The organism is Amycolatopsis tucumanensis, from assembly GCF_021654135.1.
Taxonomy (GTDB): Bacteria; Actinomycetota; Actinomycetes; order Mycobacteriales; family Pseudonocardiaceae; genus Amycolatopsis_E; species Amycolatopsis_E tucumanensis.
The window spans coordinates 1,169-24,015 of the sequence record NZ_JAKGSD010000052.1 but is presented as its reverse complement, the minus strand read 5'-3'; the positions used below and the strand labels follow the sequence as shown (position 1 = coordinate 24,015).

At 72.1% G+C, this 22,847-nt stretch carries 21 protein-coding genes and 1 pseudogene; 12 read left to right on the top strand and 10 right to left on the bottom strand.

The features are described 5' to 3' along the window. Positions 1–4: 4 nt before the first annotated feature. Complete coding sequence (locus L2C96_RS35060) at positions 5–961, bottom strand: tetratricopeptide repeat protein (RefSeq protein WP_237339232.1); 957 nt, start codon at positions 959–961, stop codon at positions 5–7. Between the two features lie 31 nt (positions 962–992). Next, positions 993–1,292: a thiamine-binding protein gene (locus L2C96_RS35055; protein ID WP_020420187.1), complete on the bottom strand. Its 300-nt coding sequence runs from the start codon at positions 1,290–1,292 to the stop codon at positions 993–995. Between the two features lie 77 nt (positions 1,293–1,369). On the opposite strand from L2C96_RS35055, the gene L2C96_RS35050 reads away from it, so the two are divergent. Continuing rightward, on the top strand, positions 1,370–1,870 hold the full coding sequence (locus L2C96_RS35050) for a MarR family winged helix-turn-helix transcriptional regulator (protein ID WP_020420186.1): 501 nt from the start codon (positions 1,370–1,372) through the stop codon (positions 1,868–1,870). Position 1,871: 1 nt separating this feature from the next. Here the strand turns inward: L2C96_RS35050 and L2C96_RS35045 are convergent, their stop codons facing one another. After that, a complete protein-coding gene (locus L2C96_RS35045) occupies positions 1,872–3,308 on the bottom strand; it encodes a neutral zinc metallopeptidase (RefSeq protein WP_237339231.1) in 1,437 nt (478 codons plus the stop codon). A 38-nt stretch (positions 3,309–3,346) separates the two neighbouring features. On the opposite strand from L2C96_RS35045, the gene glgP reads away from it, so the two are divergent. Both glgP and L2C96_RS35035 read left to right on the top strand, forming a co-directional pair. Then, positions 3,347–5,887 carry an alpha-glucan family phosphorylase gene (gene glgP, locus L2C96_RS35040; RefSeq protein WP_020420184.1) on the top strand — a complete coding sequence of 847 codons (2,541 nt, stop codon included), beginning with the start codon at positions 3,347–3,349 and terminating at the stop codon, positions 5,885–5,887. A 202-nt stretch (positions 5,888–6,089) separates the two neighbouring features. After that, positions 6,090–6,549: pseudogene (locus L2C96_RS35035) on the top strand (transposase family protein); the annotation flags it as partial. Between the two features lie 19 nt (positions 6,550–6,568). On the opposite strand, the gene L2C96_RS35030 reads toward L2C96_RS35035, so the two are convergent. Genes L2C96_RS35030 through L2C96_RS35020 form a run of 3 tightly spaced genes read right to left on the bottom strand, consistent with a single transcriptional unit; the run spans position 6,569 to position 9,327 of the window. Next, on the bottom strand, positions 6,569–7,282 hold the full coding sequence (locus tag L2C96_RS35030) for an SDR family NAD(P)-dependent oxidoreductase (protein WP_237339230.1): 714 nt from the start codon (positions 7,280–7,282) through the stop codon (positions 6,569–6,571). Further along, positions 7,270–8,157 carry a dihydrodipicolinate synthase family protein gene (locus tag L2C96_RS35025; protein WP_237339229.1) on the bottom strand — a complete coding sequence of 296 codons (888 nt, stop codon included), beginning with the start codon at positions 8,155–8,157 and terminating at the stop codon, positions 7,270–7,272. Before L2C96_RS35025 ends, L2C96_RS35030 begins: the two co-directional genes overlap by 13 nt. 3 nt (positions 8,158–8,160) lie before the next feature. Further along, positions 8,161–9,327, bottom strand: a complete 1,167-nt coding sequence (locus L2C96_RS35020) for a mandelate racemase/muconate lactonizing enzyme family protein (protein WP_237339228.1) — start codon at positions 9,325–9,327, stop codon at positions 8,161–8,163. Positions 9,328–9,385: 58 nt separating this feature from the next. On the opposite strand from L2C96_RS35020, the gene L2C96_RS35015 reads away from it, so the two are divergent. From L2C96_RS35015 to L2C96_RS35000, 4 genes are read left to right on the top strand one after another with little or no spacing between them, the layout of a single operon-like run. Then, entirely contained in the window at positions 9,386–10,189 is an 804-nt protein-coding gene (locus L2C96_RS35015) for an IclR family transcriptional regulator (protein WP_020420179.1), read from the top strand. Continuing rightward, positions 10,186–11,118 (top strand): NAD-dependent epimerase/dehydratase family protein, encoded by a 933-nt coding sequence (locus tag L2C96_RS35010; protein ID WP_237339227.1) that lies wholly within the window; start codon positions 10,186–10,188, stop codon positions 11,116–11,118. The genes L2C96_RS35015 and L2C96_RS35010 overlap by 4 nt, the downstream gene beginning before the upstream one ends. A 31-nt stretch (positions 11,119–11,149) precedes the next feature. Next, positions 11,150–12,466, top strand: a complete 1,317-nt coding sequence (locus tag L2C96_RS35005; protein ID WP_237339226.1) for an MFS transporter — start codon at positions 11,150–11,152, stop codon at positions 12,464–12,466. A gap of 28 nt (positions 12,467–12,494) precedes the next feature. Next, a complete protein-coding gene (locus tag L2C96_RS35000) occupies positions 12,495–13,643 on the top strand; it encodes a glycoside hydrolase family 16 protein (protein WP_237339225.1) in 1,149 nt (382 codons plus the stop codon). A gap of 499 nt (positions 13,644–14,142) precedes the next feature. On the opposite strand, the gene L2C96_RS34995 is transcribed toward L2C96_RS35000, so the two are convergent. Together L2C96_RS34995 and L2C96_RS34990 are read right to left on the bottom strand one after the other, a co-directional pair. Further along, positions 14,143–14,535, bottom strand: a complete 393-nt coding sequence (locus L2C96_RS34995) for a rhodanese-like domain-containing protein (protein WP_237339224.1) — start codon at positions 14,533–14,535, stop codon at positions 14,143–14,145. Then, entirely contained in the window at positions 14,535–15,071 is a 537-nt protein-coding gene (locus tag L2C96_RS34990; RefSeq protein WP_237339223.1) for a cysteine dioxygenase, read from the bottom strand. The genes L2C96_RS34995 and L2C96_RS34990 overlap by 1 nt, the downstream gene beginning before the upstream one ends. 297 nt (positions 15,072–15,368) lie before the next feature. On the opposite strand from L2C96_RS34990, the gene L2C96_RS34985 reads away from it, so the two are divergent. From L2C96_RS34985 to L2C96_RS34965, 5 genes are read left to right on the top strand one after another with little or no spacing between them, the layout of a single operon-like run. Then, positions 15,369–16,133 (top strand): ABC transporter ATP-binding protein, encoded by a 765-nt coding sequence (locus L2C96_RS34985; protein WP_237339256.1) that lies wholly within the window; start codon positions 15,369–15,371, stop codon positions 16,131–16,133. Positions 16,134–16,178: 45 nt separating this feature from the next. Beyond that, positions 16,179–16,958, top strand: coding sequence for an enoyl-CoA hydratase/isomerase family protein (locus tag L2C96_RS34980; RefSeq protein WP_020421932.1), 780 nt, complete (start codon positions 16,179–16,181; stop codon positions 16,956–16,958). A gap of 1 nt (position 16,959) precedes the next feature. After that, on the top strand, positions 16,960–17,910 hold the full coding sequence (locus tag L2C96_RS34975) for a class I SAM-dependent methyltransferase (protein ID WP_020421931.1): 951 nt from the start codon (positions 16,960–16,962) through the stop codon (positions 17,908–17,910). Then, entirely contained in the window at positions 17,911–19,056 is a 1,146-nt protein-coding gene (locus L2C96_RS34970; RefSeq protein WP_020421930.1) for a class I SAM-dependent methyltransferase, read from the top strand. It begins immediately after the preceding gene. Between the two features lie 50 nt (positions 19,057–19,106). Further along, the gene (locus L2C96_RS34965) at positions 19,107–19,847 is read left to right on the top strand and encodes an HAD family acid phosphatase (protein WP_020421929.1); all 741 of its coding nucleotides are present in this window, start codon (positions 19,107–19,109) and stop codon (positions 19,845–19,847) included. Here L2C96_RS34965 and L2C96_RS34960 read toward each other — a convergent pair. Both L2C96_RS34960 and L2C96_RS34955 read right to left on the bottom strand, forming a co-directional pair. Further along, positions 19,835–21,055, bottom strand: coding sequence for a threonine synthase (locus L2C96_RS34960; RefSeq protein WP_020421928.1), 1,221 nt, complete (start codon positions 21,053–21,055; stop codon positions 19,835–19,837). The genes L2C96_RS34965 and L2C96_RS34960 overlap by 13 nt on opposite strands. A gap of 10 nt (positions 21,056–21,065) precedes the next feature. Next, the gene (locus tag L2C96_RS34955; RefSeq protein ID WP_237339222.1) at positions 21,066–22,469 is read right to left on the bottom strand and encodes a serine/threonine-protein kinase; all 1,404 of its coding nucleotides are present in this window, start codon (positions 22,467–22,469) and stop codon (positions 21,066–21,068) included. Positions 22,470–22,847 lie beyond the last annotated feature (378 nt).

Sequence of the window (22,847 nt, the reverse complement as noted above, 5' to 3'; positions counted from 1 at the left end):
CGTCTCAGAACAGGGCCGACGCCAGGTTCCGCCGGGCCGCCGCGACGCGCTCGTCGGCCGGGTCGAACAGGTCGAACAGGCCGACCAGGTGCTCGCGGACGCGGTTGCGGTCCGGGCCCGCCGTGCGGCGCACGGCCTCGATGAGCCGGGAGAACCCGTCCTCGACCTTGCCCGTCGCAACCTCGTAGTCGGCAGCGGCGAACTGGGCGTCCAGGTCGTCCGGGGACGCGTCGGCGCGCGTGACGGCCGACGGGTCGGCCTCGGCCGCGCGGGCGGCGAACCGGACCTGCGCCAGACCTGCCTTGGCCAGCTCGTTGGCCGGCTCGACGTCCAGGATCCGCTGGTAGGCGGCCTCGGCGGCGGCGAAGTCGCCGCGCTCGAACGCGGCCTCGGTCTCGGTGAAGCGCGGGTCCTCTGGCTCCTCGGCGCCGCCCGCCCCGGACGGCGGGATGCCCGGCAACTTGCCCTTCAGCGCCTCCAGCAGCTGGTCCAGCCACTGCCGGATCTCCGGCTCCGGCAGCGCGCCGGAGAACGCGTTGACCGGCTGCCCGCCCGCGATCGCCACGACCGTCGGGATCGACTGGACGCCGAAGACCTGCGCGATGCGCGGGTTGGCGTCGACGTCGACCTTCGCCAGCACCCAGGCGCCGCCGGACTGCTCGGCGAGCCGCTCCAGCACCGGGCTCAGCTGCTTGCACGGCCCGCACCAGTCGGCCCACAGGTCCACGACGACGAGCTGCTGCAGCGACCGCTCGACGACCTCGGCCTGGAACGTGGCCTCGGTGACGTCGATGACCGCGGCGCTCGCCGCGCCGCCGCCCCCGGACGGTGCGCCGCTCGACGGCGGCGGGGCGTTGCGCTGCGCCTCGGCCCTGGCCTTGAGCGCGGACAGATCCACCGCGCCGGACAGCGCGGCGGACATGGCGGCTGACTTCGCTGCTGATGCGCGTGGATTTGTCACGCTTCCATCCTGGCATGTACTGTCCGGCGTTTCACCGGAGGTGCTCCTCCAGCCGCTCCACTTTCGCTTCCAGCTGACCGCTGTCGAAGCCTGGCCGGATGTCGGCCTTGAGCACGAGCGACACCCGGGCGGCGCCCTCGCCCGCCGCCTCCACCGCCCGCTTCACCACGTCCATGACCTCGTCCCAGGACCCCTCGACGTTGGTGAACATCGCGTTCGTCGAGTTCGGCAGGCCGGAGTCGCGGACGACCTTCACCGCCCTGGCGACCGCTTCGCTGACCCCGCCGTCCGGGTCACCACCGGACGGGCTCACGCTGAAGGCGACGATCATCGGCTCTCCTCACACTTGCGACACTTTGCGCACTACCCTGCCCCCTCGGTCAAGAACCCGCTGGTAGCTTCCCTGCCATGAACCGCCCGCTGCCTTTCGACCCGATCGCCCGCGCCGCGCAGCTGTGGGAGGACCGGATCGGGCCGTCCGCGACGATGGCGGCGGTCACCGGCGTGATGCGCGTGCAGCAGATCGTCCAGTCGGCCGTCGACGGCGCGCTCAAACCGCACGGCCTCACCTTCGCGCGGTACGAGGCGCTCGTGCTGCTGTCGTTCGCGCGCCGCGGCGCGCTGCCGATGCGGGTCATGGGCGAGCGCCTCCAGCTGCACCCGACGAGCGTGACCAACATCGTCGACCGGCTGGAGAAGGACGGGCTGGTCAAGCGGGTGCCGCACCCGACCGACCGGCGCACCACGCTGGTGGAGATCACCGACGACGGTCACGCCCGCCTGGAGGAGGCGACGAAGGCGGTCACCTCGATCGACTTCGGGCTCGTCGGCCTCACGCCGAAGCAGACCGAGCAGCTGTCCGAGCTGCTCACCAAGGTCCGCAAGGCGACCGGCGACTTCATCGGCTGACTCAGCCGTATTGGGTGCTGCACGGCCCGGAACCCTGCAGGTAGCCGGTGCGCATGGCCTCGACGCGGTTGAAGCCGCTGGCCGCGGGCTTGCCGTCGACGTCGGCCGCGACCAGCGAGTCCGGCCGCAGCAGGTCCGAGATCGCCTCGTCCAGGTCGCCTGCCGACAGCCGCATCTGCTGACCCTCCTGCGCGGCCACCGCCGCCCACGCGCCGACCAGGCACGCGGTCCGCAACCCGGCGTTCGCGTTGTCCAGCGAAGCGCCGACACCCTTCTGGATGCCCATCGCGTACCGGGACGCGACCTCGGAGAACGCCGCGAAGTCGCCGTGCCCGCCGCTGCTGGACCCGGTGAACTCGCCCTCCTGGTCCACCGGCTGTCCCAGCTCGGCCAGCGCGGCGAGGTCGATCCGCACCGTGTTGTCGCTCGTGCAATAGGTGGCCGGCGGGGTGGCCGAGCCGTTCGGGCAGGACGCGCCGTCGTCGACGATCTCCGGCGCCTGCACCTTGGCGCCCGCGAACGCCTGGTCGAGGCTGTCCTTCAGCAGGCCGATCGCCTCCTGGTCGACCTCGATGTCGCCGTCCCGGTCGCCGGAGTCGAAGGGCCGCTCGGTGAGCCGCGGCCGGATGTTGTCCAGCGTCATCCCCGCGCACTCCGTCGGCCCCTGCTCGAACCCGATCTGGAAGGCGTAGGTCCGGTCGAACCCGGTGCCGTGCGCGGACCGGTCTGTCGCCGAGGTGCCCGCGCTGTCCCGCACCAGGAACAGCGACGACAGCGCGGAGTTCAGCCCGTCGGAGGTGGACACGGCGAAGTACTTGCTCTTGCCCTCGGCGACCCAGCGGTAGTAGGCGCCGGTGAAGCAGTCGGCCTGCTGCTCCTTCACGATCGTGGGCGTGTTGCGGCTGATGCCCGCCTTGTCGCCGAGCCGGTACTGCACGGCGTGGCCGAACTCGTGCGCCAGCACGGTCACCACCGACAGCGGCCCGAACTGGTCCATCATGGTCGGCAGCAGCACGCCCCGGTCCCACGCCACGGAGTCGTCGATGCTGCAGTAGAAGGCGTTCGCGTTGCCCTTCGTGTCGCCGCAGCCGTTCTCCTGGTTCTCGCCGTCGGAGTCGTAGGACAGCAGGGACTTCACCGGCTCGAACTTGACGTCGAAGTTGCCCGGCAGCGCGTCGGACCAGTAGTCCTCGACGTCGGCGATGGTGGCGACGGCCACCCGGTCCGCCTCGTCGCCGCTGACGTTGGTCACGTCGAGGTCCGGCTCGGGCGCGGTCGGCTTGAGACCGCTCTCGAAGTGGGTGATCGGCAGCCCGGCGACGTCACCCTCGGACACCGAGGCGGACTTCCCGTCGCTGCAACCGGCCAGTCCCAGCGCCAGCACCCCGCTCAGCGCCACCAGCGATCGCCGCACCCCGGCCCCCTCGATGTTCGTCACGCTTGTCGCAGCGCACCTTACCGATATCGTCGATCCCCATGAGAGCAATCCGCCGGTTCACCGTCCGCGCGAGCCTGCCCGAGCCGCTGGCCGGGTTGCGCGCGCTGGCCACCAACCTGCGCTGGACGTGGCACCCGCCGACCCGTGACCTGTTCGCGTCGATGGACGACGACCTGTTCCGGCGCGTGCGGGACCCGCTCCGGATGCTCACCGCGGTGTCGCCGGCGCGGTTGACGGAGCTGGCCGGTGACGAGGACTTCCTCGCCAGGGTCCACGCGATGAGCGACGACCTCGAGCGCTACCTGACCGAGGACCGGTGGTACCAGCAGCGCCCGCAGGGGGAGCGGGCGCCGGCCGCGATCGCGTACTTCTCGATGGAGTTCGGCGTGCACGAAGCGCTGCCGAACTACTCGGGCGGCCTCGGCGTGCTCGCCGGCGACCACCTCAAGGCGGCCTCCGACCTGGGGGTGCCGTTGATCGGGGTCGGGCCGCTCTACCGGTCGGGGTACTTCCGGCAGTCGTTGTCGCTGGACGGCTGGCAGGTCGAGCACTACCCGGTGATCGAGCCGAGCGCGCTGCCGCTGGAGCTGCTGACCGGTGAGGACTCCGAGCCGGTGCTGGTGCACGTCGCGATGCCCGGCGGGCGCGACCTGTACGCGCAGGTGTGGCAGGCGCAGGTCGGGCGCGTGCCGTTGCTGCTGCTGGACACCGACGTCGAGGCCAACGACGAGGACCTGCGCCGCGTCACCGACCGGCTCTACGGCGGCGACGCCGATCACCGCATCCGCCAGGAGATCCTGGCAGGCATCGGCGGCATGCGCGCGGTGCGGCGTTACTGCGAGCTGACCGGTCACCCGCAGCCGGAGGTGTTCCACACCAACGAGGGGCACGCCGGGTTCCTCGGCCTGGAGCGCGCCCGCGAGGTGATCGGCGAGCAGGGGCTGGCGTTCGACGAAGCGCTGTCCGCGGTGCGCGCGGGCACCGTCTTCACCACGCACACCCCGGTGCCCGCCGGCATCGACCGGTTCCCGGTGGACCTGGTGCAGCACTACTTCGGCGACGGGCGGCTGCTGCCGGGGCTGGAGCTGCAGCGGATCCTCGCGCTGGGCGCCGAGGACAACCCGGGCATGTTCAACATGGCGCACATGGGCCTGCGGCTGGCGCAGCGGTCCAACGGCGTGTCCCAGCTGCACGGGCGCGTGTCGCGGCGCATGTTCGCGCGGCTGTGGCCGGGCTTCGACGACGCCGAGGTGCCGATCTCGTCGGTCACGAACGGCGTGCACGGGCCGACCTGGGTGGCGCGTGAGCTGACCGCGCTGCTCGGCGGCAAGCACAAGGCGTGGGGGCACGACGGCAAGCTGCCCAGCCAGATGGGCGTGTCCGACGAGGAACTGTGGGCGCTGCGGCGGGACCTGCGGCAGAAGCTCGTGCTCGAGGTGCGGCGGCGGGTGCGCAACGCGTGGCTGCAGCGCGGCGCGTCGGCGCTGGAGCTGGGCTGGGTGAACCAGGTGTTCGACCCGGACGTGCTGACCGTCGGGTTCGCCCGCCGCGTGCCGACATACAAGCGGCTGACGCTGATGCTGCGCGACCCGGAACGACTGCGCGCGCTGCTGCTGGACGAGGAACGCCCGATGCAGATCGTCGTCGCGGGCAAGTCGCACCCCGCCGACGAGGGCGGCAAGGCGCTGATCCAGCAGGTCGTGCGGTTCGTCGACGACCCCGCGGTGCGGCGGCGCATGGTGTTCCTGCCCGACTACGACATGTCGATGGCGCGCTACCTCTACCGCGGCTGCGACGTGTGGCTGAACAACCCGACGCGGCCGCTGGAGGCGTGCGGCACGTCGGGCATGAAGTCGGCGCTCAACGGCGGCCTCAACCTGTCCATCAAGGACGGTTGGTGGGATGAGTGCTACGACGGCAGCAACGGCTGGGCCATCCCGACCGCGGACGGCGTGACCGACCCGCTGCGCCGGGACGAGCTGGAGTCGGCCGCGCTGTACGACCTGCTGGGCCAGCAGGTGGCGCCGCTGTTCTACGAGCGGGACGACGCGGGCGTGCCGCGCGGGTGGATGTCGATGGTGTGGCACACGCTGGACGTGCTGGGGCCGCGGGTGCAGGCGTCGCGGATGGTGCGCGAGTACGTGGAGACGGCCTACCACCCGGCGGCGGTGACCAGCGCGGCGGCGACCGCGGACGGCTACGCGGGAGCGCGGTCGCTGGCGGAGTACCGCAGGCGGGTCGACGCGGTGTGGCGGCAGGTGCGGGTGCTGGACACGGAGCTGACGGTGGAGGCGCAGGAGCGCCTGGTGGTCGGCGACGAGGTGCGCGTGCGGGCGAAGGTGGACCTGGCCGGGCTGGCGCCGTCCGAAGTGGAGGTCCAGACGGTGGTCGGCCGCGTCGGTGACACGGACGAGCTGGCGGAGCCCATGACGGTGCGGATGGAGCCGTCCCAGGAGGGCGAGTACACCGCGACGCTGCGGCTGCCCCGGGCCGGCTCCCTCGGCTACACCGTGCGGATCCTGCCGCGCCACGACCTCCTGGCGACGCCCGCCGAGCTGGGCAAGGTGGTGCTGGCCTAGCTGTGATGTCCAAGGACGTTGTTCCGATTCGAGGTGACCGGTGACGGCCTGTCGTGCAGACAGGTGAAGGCCTCCGGATGTGAGGTGGAGCTGTCGTGGAACCACATCACCCACCGGAGGCCTTCGTGTCCCACCCTGACGCCAGGCACCCGGCTCCGGCTCGCGCGCCTGATTGTCGAACAGGGCTGGACCTGCACCGCAGCGCTGGCGCCGCCGGCTGGGCCCGGTCCAGATCGCCGGCCGGCTCGGCCTGCCCGCCTCCACCGTGCACGCGGTGCTGGTGCGTTGCCGGATCAACCGCCTGGCCCGGATCGACCGGGTCACCGGCGAGCCGCTACGAACACGATCACCCCGGCGCGCTGAGCCATGTTGATGTCGCCAAGTTCGGCAACGTTCCCGGCGGCGGCGGACACCGGTTCGTCGGCCGCGCCCAAGGCGACCGCAACCGGGCCGCGACACCAGACAAGCCCCGCAACTCCTACCGCAACCCCAAGATCGTGACCGCGTTCGTGCACACCGTGCTCGACGACCAGTCCCGCGTGGCCTACGCCGAGATCCACGCCGACGAAACCGCTGTCACCGCCACCGCGGTGCTGCGCCGCGCGGTGACCTGGTTCGCCACCCGCGGCGTCACCATCGAACGAGTGCTCTCACCACCCGGCTGACCAACCTCCCTGGACATCACACCTGGAGGAAGCGGGCGCGCAGGTCCGGCCGCAGGAACGCGGCGGGCGAGGCGATCGACAGCCCGCCGTCGACCGGGAGCACCACGCCGGTGACGAACGACGCCCGCGCCGACGCCAGGAACGCCACGGCGTCGGCGACCTCGCGCGGCTCGCCGGTGCGGCGCAGCGGGTAGCCCTCCGCCACGGCGGGCAGGTCGGCCGAGCCGATCATGCCCGGCGCGACCGCGTTGACCCGGATCCCGCGCGGGCCGTACTCCAGCGCCAGCTGCCGCACCAGCCCGTCCACCCCGGCTTTCGCCGCCGCGTAGCCGGGGAGGCCGGGCGCGGCCAGGAAGCCGTTCACCGACGTCACCGCGACGATGCTGCTCCCGGCCGTCATCACCCGCAGCGCCGCCCGCGCCGGGTAGAACGCCGCGTCCAGCGTGTTCGCGATCGCCGCGCGCCACTGCTCGTCGGTCGCTTCCGCGGCGGCCGCCACCGGTTGGGACGCCGCCGCCAGCACCAGCACGTCCAGCCGGTCGAGCGCGCCGACGGCCGCTTCCGCGCCCGCCGGTGTCGCGCAGTCGGCGACCACGTACTCGCCGAACGCCGGGTCGGTCACCGGCTCCAGCCCGGCGCCGACCACGTGGTCGTCCGGGAACGCCGCGGCGATCGCCCGCCCGATGTCCGAGCCGCCGCCGACGACCAGGACGCCCCTCACCGGCGCCACGCCGGCAGCACCAGCTCGTCCAGGACCTCGGTCAGGGCCTTCTCGGTGATCGGCTCCAGCGGCCGGGCGGGCAGCCGCACGGTGGCCGTCCGGATGATCCCGCGCCGCACCAGCACCTCCTTGTGCACGGCCCACGCCTGCCCCGGCCGGACCCCGAGGTGGATCAACGGCAGGAGCCGGGTGAACTCCGCCCGCGCCTCGGCCCGGCGTCCGCCCGCGAGATCGTCCAGAATGGACCGCAGCAAGTCGGTGAACTCGCACGCCGGCATGGTGCCGACCGCGCCGTTGTCGTACTCCTCGATCAGCGCCTGCGCGTTCTGCCCGCCGAGGACGGCCAATCCCGCGGCATCGCGCACCGCGGCCACTTTGGACGGTGTCGGCGGCGCCTCCACCTTGATCGAGGTGATGCCCTCGACCCCGGCGAGCGCGGCCACCGCGGCGACGTCGACCGGCACGCCGGTCACGCCCGGCGCGTCCTGGATCATCACCGGCACCCCGGCGCCGGCGACCTCGGTGAAGAACTCGACGACCTGCGACGGCGACGGTTTCGCCAGGAACGGCGGCAGCACCATCACCTGGTCCGCCCCGCCGTCACCCGCGGCGCGGACCTGTTCCAGCGCGGTCACCGTGCTGGTGCCGTTGACCCCGGCGACGACCGGCAACGACGTCATCGCCCGCACCTCGCGCAGGATGACCTCCCGCTCGGCCGCGGTCAGCGCGAACCCCTCGCTGGCCATGCCGAACACGGCGAGCCCGTCGACGCCGCAGGAGAGCTGGAACTCCACCAGCGACCGCAGCGATGGCAGGTCCAGCTCGCCTTCCGCGGTGAACGGCGTGGCCAGGATGGGGATGAGACCGGTGGGTGTGTCCGGCACGGGTCAGTTCTCCTTCGCGAGTTCGGTGATCAGGTCGGCGTCGACGTCGATGCCCAGCCCCGGCCCGGTGGGCACGGCGAACCCCGTCGGCCCGGCGGTCAGCGGGGTGCGCAGGATGCTCTGCGCGACCGGGACGGTGTCCGGCTGGTACTCGAAGAACGGCGTGTCCGCGCTGGCCGCGGACACGTGGATCCCGGCGGCGAGCGCGATGCCGAGGCCGACCGAGTGGTGGCAGGCCACCGGCACGTGGTGGGCCGACGCGAGTTCCGCGATCGACATCGCCTCGGTGATGCCGGTGCGCGCCACGTCCGGCTGCGCCAGGCGCAGTGCGCGGCGGCCGAGCCAGTCGGCGAACTCGTAGCGGTTGCGCATGGCCTCGCCGACCGCGACCGGCGTGCGGATGCGCCTGGCCAGCTCGGCGTGCCCGTCGACGTCCTCGGGCACCAGGGGCGCCTCGAAGAACAGCGCCTTGCGCCGGTCCAGCTCCTGGCCCAGTTCGACGGCCTCGCCGATCCGGTACGCCCAGTGCGCGTCGACCGCGATCCGCATCGACGGCGCGGCCTCGGCGACCGCGTCGAAGGTGGCCAGATCCGCCTCGATCCGCTTGCCCAGGGCCAGTTTGACCAGGCTCGCCCCCTTGGTGACCCAGTCCGCGGCCAGTGCGGCGCGCTCGGCGTCGGTGGAGCGGGCGAGGCCGGAGATGTAGGCCGGGACGTGCGTGCGCACCGCGCCGCCGAGCAGGTCGGCCACCGAAAGCCCGGTCAGCTTGCCGTAGAGGTCCCACAGCGCGATGTCGACCGCGGCCAGCGCGTCGGCCTGGTGCCCGACCAGGTGCCCGCGCTCACGCATCAGGTCCCGCAGGCCGAGCCAGAGCGGGCGGACGCCGGTGATCTCCCGGCCGGTCAGCCACCCGGCGAGCATCCGGTCGACGATCGCCGCGGGAACCTCGGGGGCGACCGGCGCCAGCGCCTCGCCCCAGCCGGTGGTGCCGTCCTCGGCGGTGACGCGGACGAGCATCGTCTCGAACCGGCCGGAGTAGAGGCTGCGCCACGGCTCGCGCACGACGTAGCCGCGGTCCTCGCTCAGCTCGCTGCCGTCCTCCAGCTTCCCCAGGTAGGCCTGTGGACCGGACAGCTTCAAGACGTAGGTCGTCACCTCGGCGATGCGCATGTTGCCAATCTTTGCACGGGACTTGCGGAATGTGCAAAGCCTCCGCATACTTCGTGCCATGGTTTCCGAAAGCGGTGGCAATCAGAGCGTGGAGCGGGCCTCGGCCGTGCTGAACGCCTTCACCCTCGGCCGGCCCGCGCTGCGGGTGTCGGATGTCGCGGCCGAGGTCGGGCTGGGCATCTCCACCACGTCCCGGCTGCTCGCGACGCTGGAGTCGGTCGACCTGGTCCGCCGCGACCCGGTGAGCCAGCTCTACGAGCTCGGCCCGGCGGTGCTGACGATGGCCGGCATCGCGCTCAACAACGACCCGATCTACCGGCAGGCACGTCCGGTCGCGCAGCGGCTGGCGTGGGAGCTGGGTCTCGGCGCGAACGTCGCGGTGCGCCGCGGTGCCGAGCTGTTCTACCTGCTCAACGTCGAAGGCCAGCTGGCGCAGAAGTCGTTTTCGCTGATGGGGCAGCGCAACCCGCTGCACGCCACGGCGATGGGCAAGAGCCTGCTGCTGGGCCTGTCGCCGGAACAGCGCCGGGAACTGCTGGGTCCGGAGCCGCTGCACGGCTTCACCGGGCACACCATCACGACGTTCGAGGCGCTCGACGCGGACCTCGCGCGGATCGCGAGCCGCGGCTACTCGACCGAGATCGAGGAGCTGGCGCTGGGCCGCGCGTGCATCGCCGCGCCGGTGCGGGACCACACCGGCGCGGTCGTCGCCGCGATCTCGCTGTCCGGTGCGCTGTCCGCGATCGCGCTCGACGAGCGGGAGGCCGATCTGGGGCGCACCATCGTCGAGGCGGCCGACAGCGTGAGCATCGGCCTCGGCTACCTCGGCCCGGTGCACACGCCCGTGCGGGAGGTGCGGTGAGGATCGCCGTCACCGGGGCCGCGGGACGGCTCGGCCGCACGCTGACCGGACGGCTCGAAGAACGCGGCCACACGGTGGTGCCGATCGATGTCGCGCCGCCGGTCAGTCTGCCACTGTCCGATCGGGACGGTCTGATCTCGGCCTGCGGCGGCGCGGACGTGGTGGTGCACCTGGCCGCCCGGATGTCCTGGCAACGGGCCGACGACGCGGCGCTGTTCGAGACCAACGTGCTCGGCACCGCGAACGTGGCCGAAGCGGCGGCTCTGGCGGGCGCGAAGCTCGTGCTCGCCAGCACGGGCGAGGTCTACCCCGAGGGCAAACCCGTGTACCAGCCGCTCGACGAGGACCACCCGCGCGCGCCGACGAGCGCGTACGGGCTGACGAAGAAGCTCGCCGAGGACACCGTGGACTTCTACCGCCGCACCCGCGGGCTGGAGGCGGTGGTGCTGCGGTTCTCCCACTTCCAGGACGCCGCCGAGCTGCTGGACCGCGACAGCTTCTTCTCCGGGCCGAGGTTCTTCCTGCACCGCAAGATCGAGCAGCAGCGGGCGTTCGGCAACGCGGCCGCAGTCGCGGCGCTCGAACCACACGACGACGGCACGACCAAGCTCGTGCTCTCGCGCGGCGAGGACGGGACGCCCTTCCGGATGGGCATCCTGGACACCCGCGACCTGGCGGCCGGTGTGGTCGCCGCCGTGGAAACCCCCGGTCTCGACGGCGAAGTGATCGGTCTCGGCGCGGACGACTCGGTCGATTTCGACTGGCTGGTCCCGGAACTGGCGCGCCGCGCCGGACTGGACTATGAGGACGTGTCCCTGCCCGGTCCCGCGGTGCACTACACGACGTCCAACGCGAAGGCGCGCAAACTGCTCGGCTTCACCGTCGAATTTCCCGTCTCCCGCATGATCGCGGAAGCGGAACTCCGCTGATCCCCACTCCGACACGGACAACGAGGTCGTCATGTCTGAACAGGTCGCTGTGCCCGAAACCGTGAGCACCGGCCAGGTGCCCCGCCGGAAAGTGCTGCTGGCCGCGGGTGCCGGCCACTTCGTGGAATGGTTCGACATGGGTATCTACGGCACCCTGTCGACCGTCATCGCCGCGAACTTCTTCGCCGCGGGCGACCCGACGGCGGCCCTGCTGTCGACGTTCGCGGTGTTCGCCGCCGGGTTCGTGATCCGGCCGCTGGGCGGGTTGTTCTTCGGGCCGCTGGCCGACCGGATCGGGCGCCAGCGGGTGCTCGCGATCGTCGTGCTCACCACGTCGCTGGCGACTTTCGCGATCGGTGTGCTGCCGACGTACGACGTGGTCGGCGCGCTCGCCCCGCTGCTGCTCGTCGTCGCCCGGCTGGTGCAGGGTTTCGCGGCGGGCGGCGAGACGTCCAGCGCGGTGACGGTGCTGTACGAGTACGCGCCGCCGAACCGGCGCGGGTTCTTCTCCAGCTTCGCCGACACCTTCGGGTTCGCCGCGTTCGTCTTCGGCTCGGGACTGGCGTTGCTGCTGACCGCGTCGTTCGGGGACGCGACGATGACCTCGTGGGCGTGGCGGCTGCCGTTCCTGCTCGCGCTGCCGCTCGGCCTGGCCGGTCTCTACCTGCGGCTCAAGCTGCAGGACACGCCGGAGTTCCGCGAGCTGGAGGCCAGGGGCGAGGTCACCGAGAGCCCGGTGCGGGAAACCTTCCGCACCGGCGGCAAGGCGATGCTGGTGCTGGCCGGGCTGGTCGTGATCAAGGGTGTCGCGCACTGGACGCTGCAGACGTTCATGCCCAGCTACCTGCAGACCACGCTGCACTTCACGAAGGTGCAGTCGTTCGTCGCCTCCACGGTGTGCCTGGCGGTGGTCGCGGTGGCGGTGCCGTTCGCCGGCGCGCTGTCCGACCGGATCGGCCGCCGCCCGCTGCTGATCGCCGGCACAGCCGGGTTCATCCTGCTGACCTGGCCCTCCCTGCTGCTGATGTCGCTGGGCAACGAGTTCCTGGCGATCCTCGGCATGGTCGTGCTCGGCCTGCTGATCGCCGCCTACGACGGTGCGGTGTCGGCGACCATGGCCGAGCTGTTCCCGCCGCGCATCCGCTCCGGCGCGATCGCGATCCCGTACAACATCGCGGTGTCGCTGTTCGGCGGCACGGCGCCCTACATCGCCACCTGGCTGATCTCGGCCAGCGGCTACCGGCTCTCGCCCGCGTTCTACGTGATGCTCACCGCCACGATCACGCTGGTCACCGTCCTGCGGGTCGTGCGGGAGACGGCCGGGCCCAAGGCCCGCGCCGTGGCCTGAAGTCCCCACCGGTCAAGGAGAACCCTCAATGCCGAGGTACGCACTCGTCCCCGCCGTGCTGGTCGCGGCCGCGCTGGTGACCGCTCCGGCCGCGGTGGCGGCCGGCCCGGTCACCACCCCAGCCGGATCCGGCTACACACTGGTCTTCAGCGACGAGTTCAACGACTCCACAGTGGACAGCGCCAAGTGGAACTACCGCACCGATCAGAAGGTGAAGAGCGCACAGCTGCCCGCGAACGTCACGGAGGGCGGTGGCGTGCTGACGCTGAACCTGCGCAAGGAGCAGGTCGGCAGTTACGCCTACACCGCGGGCGGTGTGGTGAGCAAGCAGTCCTTCCGCTACGGGTACTACGAGACGCGCGCGAAGACGCCCGTGGGATCCGGCTGGCACACGTCGTTCTGGGCGATGGCCGGTGACGGGAGCACGACGTTCAACCCCGACCGGCGCACCGAGATCGACCAGTCCGAGATCAATTCCAGTGCGCCGGGCAGCATCAGCCAGGGCGTCAACGCGTGGCGGCCGGACGGCACGAAGACCGACGTCGGTCGCAAGTGGACGAACCCGGGCTTCGACACCTCGGCGGGCTGGCACACCTACGGCTTCGACTGGAACGAAAGCCGGGTGGCCTTCTACGTGGACGGGGTGCTGACGAACACCGCGACCTACCCGCCGAGCCTCGACACGCACGACTACGTGAACATCTGGCTGACGTCGATCGCGTACGAGACGGTCGACGAGAGCAAACTCCCGGCGACCGCGCAGTTCGACTACGTGCGGTACTACCAGCGCGAGTACTACGTCGACAACGACACGCCGGCCGACTACGGCTACTCGGAGACCGGCACCTGGCTGGACAGCTCCCTGGCCGGCTTCACGGTCGGGAACAGCTCGCGGTACAGCCAGACCCCCGGCTCGACGGCGACGTGGCGACCGAACCTGCGCGCCGGTGGGACCTACGACGTGTGGATCTACCGGGTACCGTCGACTGATTCGGCGGCGCGCCTGACGGTGGTCCACAACGGACAGACAAGCACGGTGACCGCCGACTACACGACGGGCGGCTGGCTGAAGCTGGGCACGTGGGACTTCCCGGCAGGCACGTCCAGCGCGGTCACGCTGACCGCGGGAGCCGCGACCGCGAGGGCAGACGCGGTGAAGTTCCTCCCGGCGGACTAGGCGAGCGGACGCGTCCCCGCGGGGTAGGTGAGCGGGCGTGCCTGTCGTGGGGATCGGCACGCCCCGCTTGGCCGGGGTTGCGGAAGCTGCCGCCGAGCCACGTTCCCCGCGGCAGCCCCCTCGCCGCACCCCGGCTGGTTGCCCCGGCAGCCCCCGCTACCGGCGTGCCGGGCTTCCGCGCCCGCCCACCGGGCGGGCGGTCGCTTCGCGGCGCAGCGCCTGGTTGCCTCGGCAGCAGCTGCCGTCGCGCCAGTCCGGTCTCGCGGAATCGCGCGCCTCAGCGGACCGCCGCTCCGCGGCCTGGTCCTCGCCGCGCCGCACTCGCCCGCCCACCGCAGCCTCCTGCCGCTTCGCGGCCAGTGCACCGCAGCCCCGCGCTGGTTTGCGGCACAGTGCACCCCAGTCCCCAACGCTTCGCGGCGCAGTCCGCCCCAGCAACCCGCCACTCCACTCCACACCGCACCGCGCCACCGCGGGGGCCCCAGCAACCAGCTCCCCCTCAGGGAACCGCCGGCGTGCCACCCGGCTGCACCGGCAACCCGGCAGCCCGCCACGCCCGAAAACCGCCCACCAGGTCCGTCGCCCGGGACAACCCCAGCCGCCGGAGGTCGGCTGCCGCCAGGCTCGACGCGTAGCCCTCGTTGCACACCACGACCACCGGCCGGTCCGGGCGCACCCCGGGCAGCCGGTGGTCGCTCGCCGGGTCGAGGCGCCACTCCAGGTGGATCCGCTCGACCGGCACCGCGCCCGGGATTTCGCCCTCGGCCTCGCGGTAGCCGATCGGCCGGATGTCCACGATCAGCGCGCCCTCGGCCTGCAGCCGCCAGGCGTCGGCGGGCTCGGCCCGCTTCAGGGTGGCTCGCGCGGAGGCCAGCATCTCGTCGATGTTCATCAGCGCAGGATGCCCGGCAGCGGCGGGATCTCGGCGGGCACGTCAGCCAGACTGGCGTATTCGCGTGTCGGCACCAGCGGCGGCGAGTAGGCGTGGATGCTCGCCGACGGCACCGCGCCCGCGCCGGTCACCTGGTGCGCCCGCCCCGCGCCGAACCCGATTCCGTCGCCCGTCACATGGGTGCGCTGCCGGATCGGCCCGCCGGGGTAGCGGTACTCCTCGGACAGCTCGCCGCGCAGCACCGTGAACGACCCGGCCGCGCCGCCGTGGTCGTGCGGCTTGGTGCCCTGCCCGGGCAGCCAGGTCAGCACCCACAGCTCGATCCCCTCGGTGAGGGCGAGCCGCGCCCACCACCGCTGGTCGGCGTCGAAGTGCAGGAACTCCGAGATCCGCGCACCCAGCTCCAGCGTGACGGTGCGGGTCAGGCCGGCGAGCTGGGTCGGCGTCCACAGCAGCCGCTCGGGGTGCAGCAGCTCCTCGAGCGCGGTTCCGATCAGGCGCGGGTGGATCTCGGTCGAACGCAGGACAGAAGTCACCGAAAGTCTCCAGAAGGTCGCGTGAAAGGGGACGTGGCGAGACGCGGCAGGTCAGCGACCGTGCCGCGTCGGGCTACACCCGCAGGACGCGACCAGCACCAGATCCACGGCACGGTTGCGCCAGAAGCGGCGCCGCGGGTACCGGGAGGTGCTCACGAAGCGCATCGTGCCACGAGATCCGGCTACCCGCTGTGACGTCCCACCAAGTGGTACGGGGGCGGCGGGACTCCGGCGGCGCCCGGCGGCCACAATGGGCCCGTGAGCGAGCCGAACGACCTTGACGATCTCGTGGTGCGGATGGCCGGGGTGGGGGTCCGCCGCGGCAAGAACGACCTGCTGGCCGGCCTCGACTGGTCGGTCGAGCTGGACGAGCGCTGGGTGGTGCTGGGCCCGAACGGCGCAGGCAAGACCACCCTGCTCCGGCTCGCGGCCGCCGAACTGCACCCCACCACCGGGTCGCTGCACCTGCTGGGCGAGCAGATCGGCCGCACCAACATCTTCGACCTGCGCCCGCGCATCGGCTTCACCTCCGCGGCGATCGCGTCGCGCGTCCCGGGGGACGAGAAGGTCGTCGACGTCGTGGTCAGCGCCGGGTACGCGGTGATCGGCCGCTGGCGCGAGCAGTACGACACGATGGACACCGGCCGCGCCGAGGAGCTGCTGGACGCGCTGGGCATCCGGCACCTGGCCGACCGCGAGTACGGCACGCTGTCCGAGGGCGAGCGCAAGCGCACCCTGATCGCCCGGTCGCTGATGACCGACCCGGAGCTGCTGCTGCTCGACGAGCCCGCCGCGGGCCTCGACCTGGGCGGCCGCGAAGACCTGGTCGCCCGGCTGTCCGAGCTGGCGCTCGACCCGGACGCGCCGGCCATGGTGCTCGTCACACACCACGTCGAGGAAATTCCGCCAGGCTTCACCCACGCGCTGCTGCTGCGGGAAGGCCGGGCCGTGGTCGCGGGCCTGGTCGACGACGTGCTCACCGCCGAGAACCTGTCCAAGACGTTCGACCAGGACCTCGTCCTCGAACGCTCGGGTGACCGCTTCTTCGCGCGTCGCCGGTAAGGTCAGCCCTACCAGCCGGTAGGCAAGATCAAGGAGGATGCCAGCGTGGGCGAGTTCGTACGGCTCGAGGTGGACGGCGGGATCGGCACGATCCGGCTGGAGCGGCCCCCGGTCAACGCGATCAACGGCCAGGTCACGGCCGAGCTGGCGGTGGCCGCGCAGGAGGTCACCGAGCGGTCCGACGTGCGCGCGGTGATCCTCTACGGCGGGGAGAAGACCTTCTGCGGCGGCGCGGACGTCAAGGAGATGGTCACCCGCTCCTACGTCGAGATGCGGTCGTTCGGCGCCAAGCTGCAGAGCACGGTGGCCGCGGTCGCCGCGATCCCGAAGCCGGTCGTCGCCGCGATCACCGGGTACGCGCTGGGCGGCGGGCTCGAGCTCGCGATGGGCGCGGACTACCGGATCGCCGGCGACAACGTGAAGGTCGGCCAGCCGGAGATCCTGCTCGGCATCATCCCCGGCGCGGGCGGCACGCAGCGGCTCGCGCGCCTGATCGGCCCGAGCAAGGCCAAGGACCTGGTGTTCACCGGCCGCTTCGTCAAGGCCGAGGAGGCCCTGTCGCTGGGCCTGGTCGACCAGCTGGTCGCGCCGGACGACGTCTACTCCGCGGCGCAGAAGTGGGCCGGTCAGTTCGCGAACGGCCCGGCCGTCGCGCTCGCGCAGGCCAAGGCCGCGATCGACGGCGGTCTCGACATGGACCTGGCCAGCGGCCTCAAGCTGGAGACGCAGCTGTTCACGGCGCTGTGGGCGACCGAGGACCAGACCACGGGCATGACCTCCTTCGTGGAGAACGGCCCCGGCAAGGCCACCTTCGAAGGGAAGTGACGTGACCGACCCCGCCCCGAACCCGCACGCGACCGAGGAAGAGGTCAAGGCGGCGTATTCGGACCCGAAGCTGGCCAACATCCTCTACCACGACTGGGAGGCAGGCACCTACGACGAGAAGTGGTCGATCTCGTACGACGAGCGCTGCATCTCCTACGCCACTGACGTGTTCAATGCGGTCGCGGGCGAGGAGGGCCAGCCCTACCCGACCGCGATGGAGCTGGGCAGCGGCACCGGCTTCTTCCTGCTGAACCTGATGCAGGGCGGCGTGATCAAGAAGGGTTCGGTCACCGACCTCTCGCCAGGCATGGTGCAGGTCGCGCTGCGCAACGCCGAGAACCTGGGCCTGGACGTGGACGGCCGGGTGGCCGACGCCGAGCGCATCCCCTACCCGGACAACAGCTTCGACCTGGTGGTCGGGCACGCGGTGCTGCACCACATCCCGGACGTGCCGGGCGCGCTGCGCGAGGTGCTGCGGGTGCTCAAGCCGGGCGGCCGGTTCGTGTTCGCCGGTGAGCCGACCAAGATCGGCAACTTCTACGCGCGCAAGCTCGGCCAGCTGACCTGGTGGCTGACCACCAACGTCACCAAGGTCCCGGCGCTGAGCGGCTGGCGGCGCCCGCAGGAGGAGCTGGACGAGTCCTCGCGCGCGGCGGCGCTGGAGGCCGTGGTCGACATCCACACGTTCGACCCGTCCGAGCTGGAGCGCATGGCGCTCGGCGCGGGCGCGGTCGACGTCCGCGCGGTCACCGAGGAGTTCAGCGCGGCGCTGGCCGGCTGGCCGATCCGCACGTTCGAGGCGGCGGTGCCGCAGGAGAAGCTCACGGTGCGGTGGCGGATGTTCGCCTACCAGCTGTGGCTGCGGCTGTCCGCGCTGGACAAGAAGGTGCTGTCCAAGGTGCTGCCGCGCGAGCTGTTCTACAACGTGATGATCACCGGTATCAAGCCGTAAGTGCCCTACGCGTTCACCCTCGACGACGTCGCCTTCCTCCGCTCGGAGGAAGGCGCGCGTGCGCTGGGCCAGGTCGCCGAGCTGCCGTTGACCGACCGGATCGCGGACGTCGCGGCCGTGCGCAAGCTGGCCGGTGAGCGGTTCGCCGCGGTGCTGGAGACCGTGCTGCTGCGGCGCAAGGGCAAGCTCGACCCGTCCTGGCTCTACACCGGCGACGCGCTGCAGCAGGCCAGCGTGCCGCCGGTGGCGCGGCACCGCGCGGAGCGGCTGACCGGACTCGACGTGCACGACGTGACCTGTTCGATCGGCGCCGACCTGGCCGAGCTGGCCCGGGTCGCCCGACGGTGCCTCGGCTCCGACCTGGACCCGGTGCGCCTGGCGATGGCGCGGCACAACTGCCCCGGCGTGCCGCTGGTTCAGGCCGACGCGCTGCGACCGGTCAGCCGGGACGCGGTGGTCGTGGCCGATCCGGCCCGCCGCGACTCGGCGGGCCGCCGGACCTGGCGCCCGTCGGACTTCGCGCCGCCGCTGGACGAGCTCGCCGAGGCCTACGCGGGCCGGGACCTCGTCGTGAAGTGCGCCCCCGGCCTGGATCCGGCGGCCGTGCCGTGGGCGGCGGAGATCGAGCTGGTGTCGCTCGACGGCCAGGTGCGGGAGGCCTGCGTGTGGAGCGCCGGGCTGGCGACGGCGGAGCGTCGAGCGACCGTGCTGCGCTCGGACGGTACACAGTGGACGATCACCGACCGGGACCCGTCGGACGCGGGCGCCGCCGCGCCGGGCGAGTGGATCGTCGACCCGGACGGCGCGGTGGTGCGGGCCGGCCTGGTCAAGCACTACGCGGCCCGGCACGGGCTGTGGCAGCTCGACGAGCGGATCGCCTACCTGACCGGCGATGTGCCGCCACCCGGCGTGCGGGCCTTCCGCGTCCTGGAGCACGGCCACTACCAGGAGAAATCGCTGCGTTCGCTGCTGCGGGCGCGCGGCGTCGGAAGGCTGGAGATCCTGGTCCGCGGCCTGGACATCGACCCGGACGCGCTGCGCAAGCGGCTCAAGCTCGCGGGCGACCAGGAGGCCAGCGTGGTGCTCACGCGGATCGGCCGCACGCCCCACTTCTTCCTCTGTCGCGCGGAGCGGATCCCGGGGTAGGTTCTCGGGTCGTCAACCGTTCACGAGGAGGACCCGTGTTGCGTGAGAGAATGTCCGGTTTGGTCAAATTGGCCGCCGCTGCCGCGATCGGCGCCACCGTCGCCGGGGGCGCCACCGCCGTCGCCACCTCGGGCGGCAGCCACGAGCCGGACAACCTCGGTCAGGTCAAGCTCGACGTCAAGGCCTACTACGGCGACCAGGTGGACGCGGACGGCAAGCACCACGAGTCCGACCGCAGCCAGTGGGCCGCCGACGTCCGCCGCCAGGTCGAGGGCGCCCAGCGCTACCTCGCGATCCGCCTCCAGCAGGGCGTGCGCAACCCGGCGATCGTGCTCGACATCGACGACACCTCCGAGGTCACCTACGGCTGGGAAGCCGACAACGACTTCGGCTTCGACCCGGTCAAGCAGGAGAAGGCGATCAACGACGGCGCGTTCCCGGCGATCAAGCCGACCCTCGAACTGGCGAACTGGGCCGCACAGCACGGCGTCGACGTCTACTTCCTGACCGGCCGCAAGGAGCACCAGGGCCCGGCGTCGCTGAAGAACCTGGCGAACGAGGGCTACCCGGCGCCCGCGGCGGCGTTCTTCAAGCCGGAGACCACCGCGCCGGACTACCTGGCGTGCGGCCTGACCTGCGACACCGTGCAGTACAAGTCCGGCACGCGGGCGCACATCGAAGCCACCGGCGAGACGATCGTGCTCAACCTCGGCGACCAGTACAGCGACCTCGACGGCGGGCACGCGGAGCGGCCGGTCAAGCTGCCGAACCCGATGTACTACCTGCCCTGAGGCGGGATCGCGCCGTCCTTGGCCAGCACCGGCACGGACACCTCGACCGTCTCCGGGTACTTGACGCCCGCGCCGGTGTTGAGGACGACGACCTCGTCGTCCGCGGACAGCCAGCCCGATCCGCGGAGTTCGCGGACCGCGGCGAAGCACGCGGCGCCCTCGGGGCAGACGAACGTGCCCTCGGCGCGCGCGAGGTTGCCCTGCTCGGCCAGCAGTTCCTCGTCGCTGACGGCGATCGCGGTGCCCCCGGTGGAGTAGACGGCGTCCAGCACGAGGAAGTCGCCCAGCGCCTTGGGCACCGTGATCCCGAAGGCGATCGTGCGCGCGCCGACGGCCGGTTCGGACTCGCGGGCGCCGCGCTGGAACGCGTCCACGATCGGCGCGCACCCGGTGGCCTGGACCGCGACCAGCCGCGGCAGCTTGCCGTCCGGGATCCAGCCCAGCTCACGCATCTCCAGCAGCGCCTTGTGGATGCCGATGATGCCGACCCCGCCGCCGGTCGGGTACACGATCACGTCCGGCACGCGCCAGCCGAGCTGCTCGGCGATCTCGTACCCCATCGTCTTCTTGCCCTCGATGCGGTACGGCTCCTTGAGCGTCGAGACGTCCTGGTAGCCGCCGCGTTCGGCGACGGCGTCGCGGATCAGCTTGCCGGCGTCCGAGATCAGGCCGTCGACCAGGTACAGCTCGGCGCCGCTGACCTGGCACTCCGCCCTGGTGATCGCCGGCGCGTCGACCGGCATCGCGATCAGGCTGCGCAGGCCGGCGCGCGCGGCGTAGAGGGCCCAGGCGGCGCCGGCGTTGCCGTTGGTGGGCATCGCTATCCCGGTGACGCCCAGCTCGGCGGCGCGGGACACGCCGACCGCGGCGCCGCGCGCCTTGAACGAGCCGGTCGGGACCAGGCCCTCGTCCTTCATCAGCAGGCCGGGCACGCCGACCTGCGCGCCGTAAGTGGGCAGCAGCAGCAGCGGCGTCACGCCCTCGCCGAGGGAGACCACGTTCGCGGCCGACCGGACCGGCAGGACCTCGTGGTAGCGCCACAGGGTCGGCTCGCGCCCGGCGATCTCGTCCCTGGTCACCGTGGTGGCGGCCAGGTCGTAGCGGGCGAGCAGCGGTGAGCCGCAGGTGCAGAGGCCCTGCACGCGGTCCGCGTCGTGGGTCAGGTGGCAGCGGGGGCAGTCCAGGTGGGAGAGCGCGGAGTAGGCCACGCCTCCCGTTCTACCGGACCAGGGTGTCGGTGTTGATCAGCCACTTGCCGTCGCGCTCGATCATGCCCAGGTGGTGCCGCTCGCGGGAGTGCGAGCCGCCCTTCACGAAATCGACCGTGACCTCGACGGTGCTGGCGTCGATCTGCCGTGGTCCGCCGACGATGGTGATGGAGCTGATGCTGGACCAGAAGTTGACGTAGCGGGTCTTGCCCTGGGCTTGCAGCCCCGGGCCGAGCCGCTCCCAGCCGGCGTCGGTGTTGCCCGGCATCATCGCGTAGTAGTCGCTGACGGCCTGGACCGCGGAGGCGGTGGCCGGGGTCGGGCTCGGGCTGCTGGTCGCCGTCTTGGTCACGGTGGTGACGCTGGTCGACGGCGGGGCCGGGCTGTTCGTCGCGGACGTGGGGGAAGGCGGGGCCGAGGCCTGGTCGGCGGGCGCGTCGTTGTCCCCGGTCGAGGCGGGCAGCAGGATGACGAGCGCGACGACCAGGGCGGCGACGACGGCCAGTGCGGCGCCGGCGTAGGCGAATCTTCGCCGCGACGGTCTCTGCGGCGGCACCGGGTCGACCTTGGTCGTGGCCGTCATCAAGGCGAGTTTGCCCAGCTCAGCGGCCAGTTCGGCCATCGTGGGACGGGCCTTGGGGTCGACGTCGAGCATCCGGGTGAGCACGCCGGTGAGCGGCCCGGCGTGCTCCGGCGGAGCGACGCGGCCGGCGGCGGCCGCGTAGAGCAGCGCCATCTGGTTGTCGGTGTCGCCGTAGGGCATGCGGCCCTCGACCGCGGCGTAGAGAGTGGCGCCGAGAGAGTAGACGTCGGACTCCGGGCCGGGTGTCTCGCCGCGCGCGGCCTCGGGGGAGAGGAACGCGGGGGTGCCGGCGAAGCGGCCGCTGCCGGTCAGGGTGCCGTCGTCGGCGGCCTTGGAGATGCCGAAGTCGGTGATCTTCGCGATGCCGTCCTCGCCGAGCAGGATGTTGCCGGGCTTGACGTCGCGGTGCACGATGCCGGCCGCGTGGGCCGCGGCCAGGGCGGACGCCGCGTGCGCGCCGATGCGGGCGACCTCGCCTGGCGGGAGGCTGCCGCGCTCGGCGAGGACCTCGGCCAGGCTGTGCGAGGGCAGGTACTCCATCACCAGCACCGGTTTGCCGTCGTCGTCGGCCACGTCGAACACGGTGATGGCGTGCGGGTGCTGGAGGCGGGCGGCGAGGCGGGCCTCGCGGAAGGAGCGCTTGCGGGCCTGCTCGGCCTCTTCTGGCGTGAGCCGCGGCGGTAGCAGAAGTTGTTTCACCGCAACGGTCCGGTCGAGTAGCTGATCGTTCGCTTCCCAGACGACGCCCATCGCGCCCCCGCCGATGTGACGCTGCAGCCGGTACCGGCCGGCGATCACGCGCGGGTTGTCCTGCCCCTCGGTCTCCGTCACCCCGGCAAGGCTACGGTGTCGGCTCCACACGCCGCGCGGCAAACACCTCGAAACGGTCCAGGCCACCCGCGCCGGGCGGTTGCGAACTGCCCGAACCCGCTGGCCCGGACCAATCCAGGCCGCTCTGACCTGCACTGATACCGGCCGCCGCGCCTCGCGCCCACCCGGTCCGCCGACCGGGGAGCCGGTGACGTGCGGGACCCGGGAACCCGGCCAACCGCCCGGCAGCCGGCCGCCGTGTCCGGCTGCCTGGTCCGGCCGCGCGGCCAGCACGTCCGGGCGTCCGGCCAATCGCCCGGTCAACCGCCCGGCCACCACACCCAACCGCCCGGCCACCACACCCAACCGCCCGGCCACCACACCCAACCGCCCGGCCAC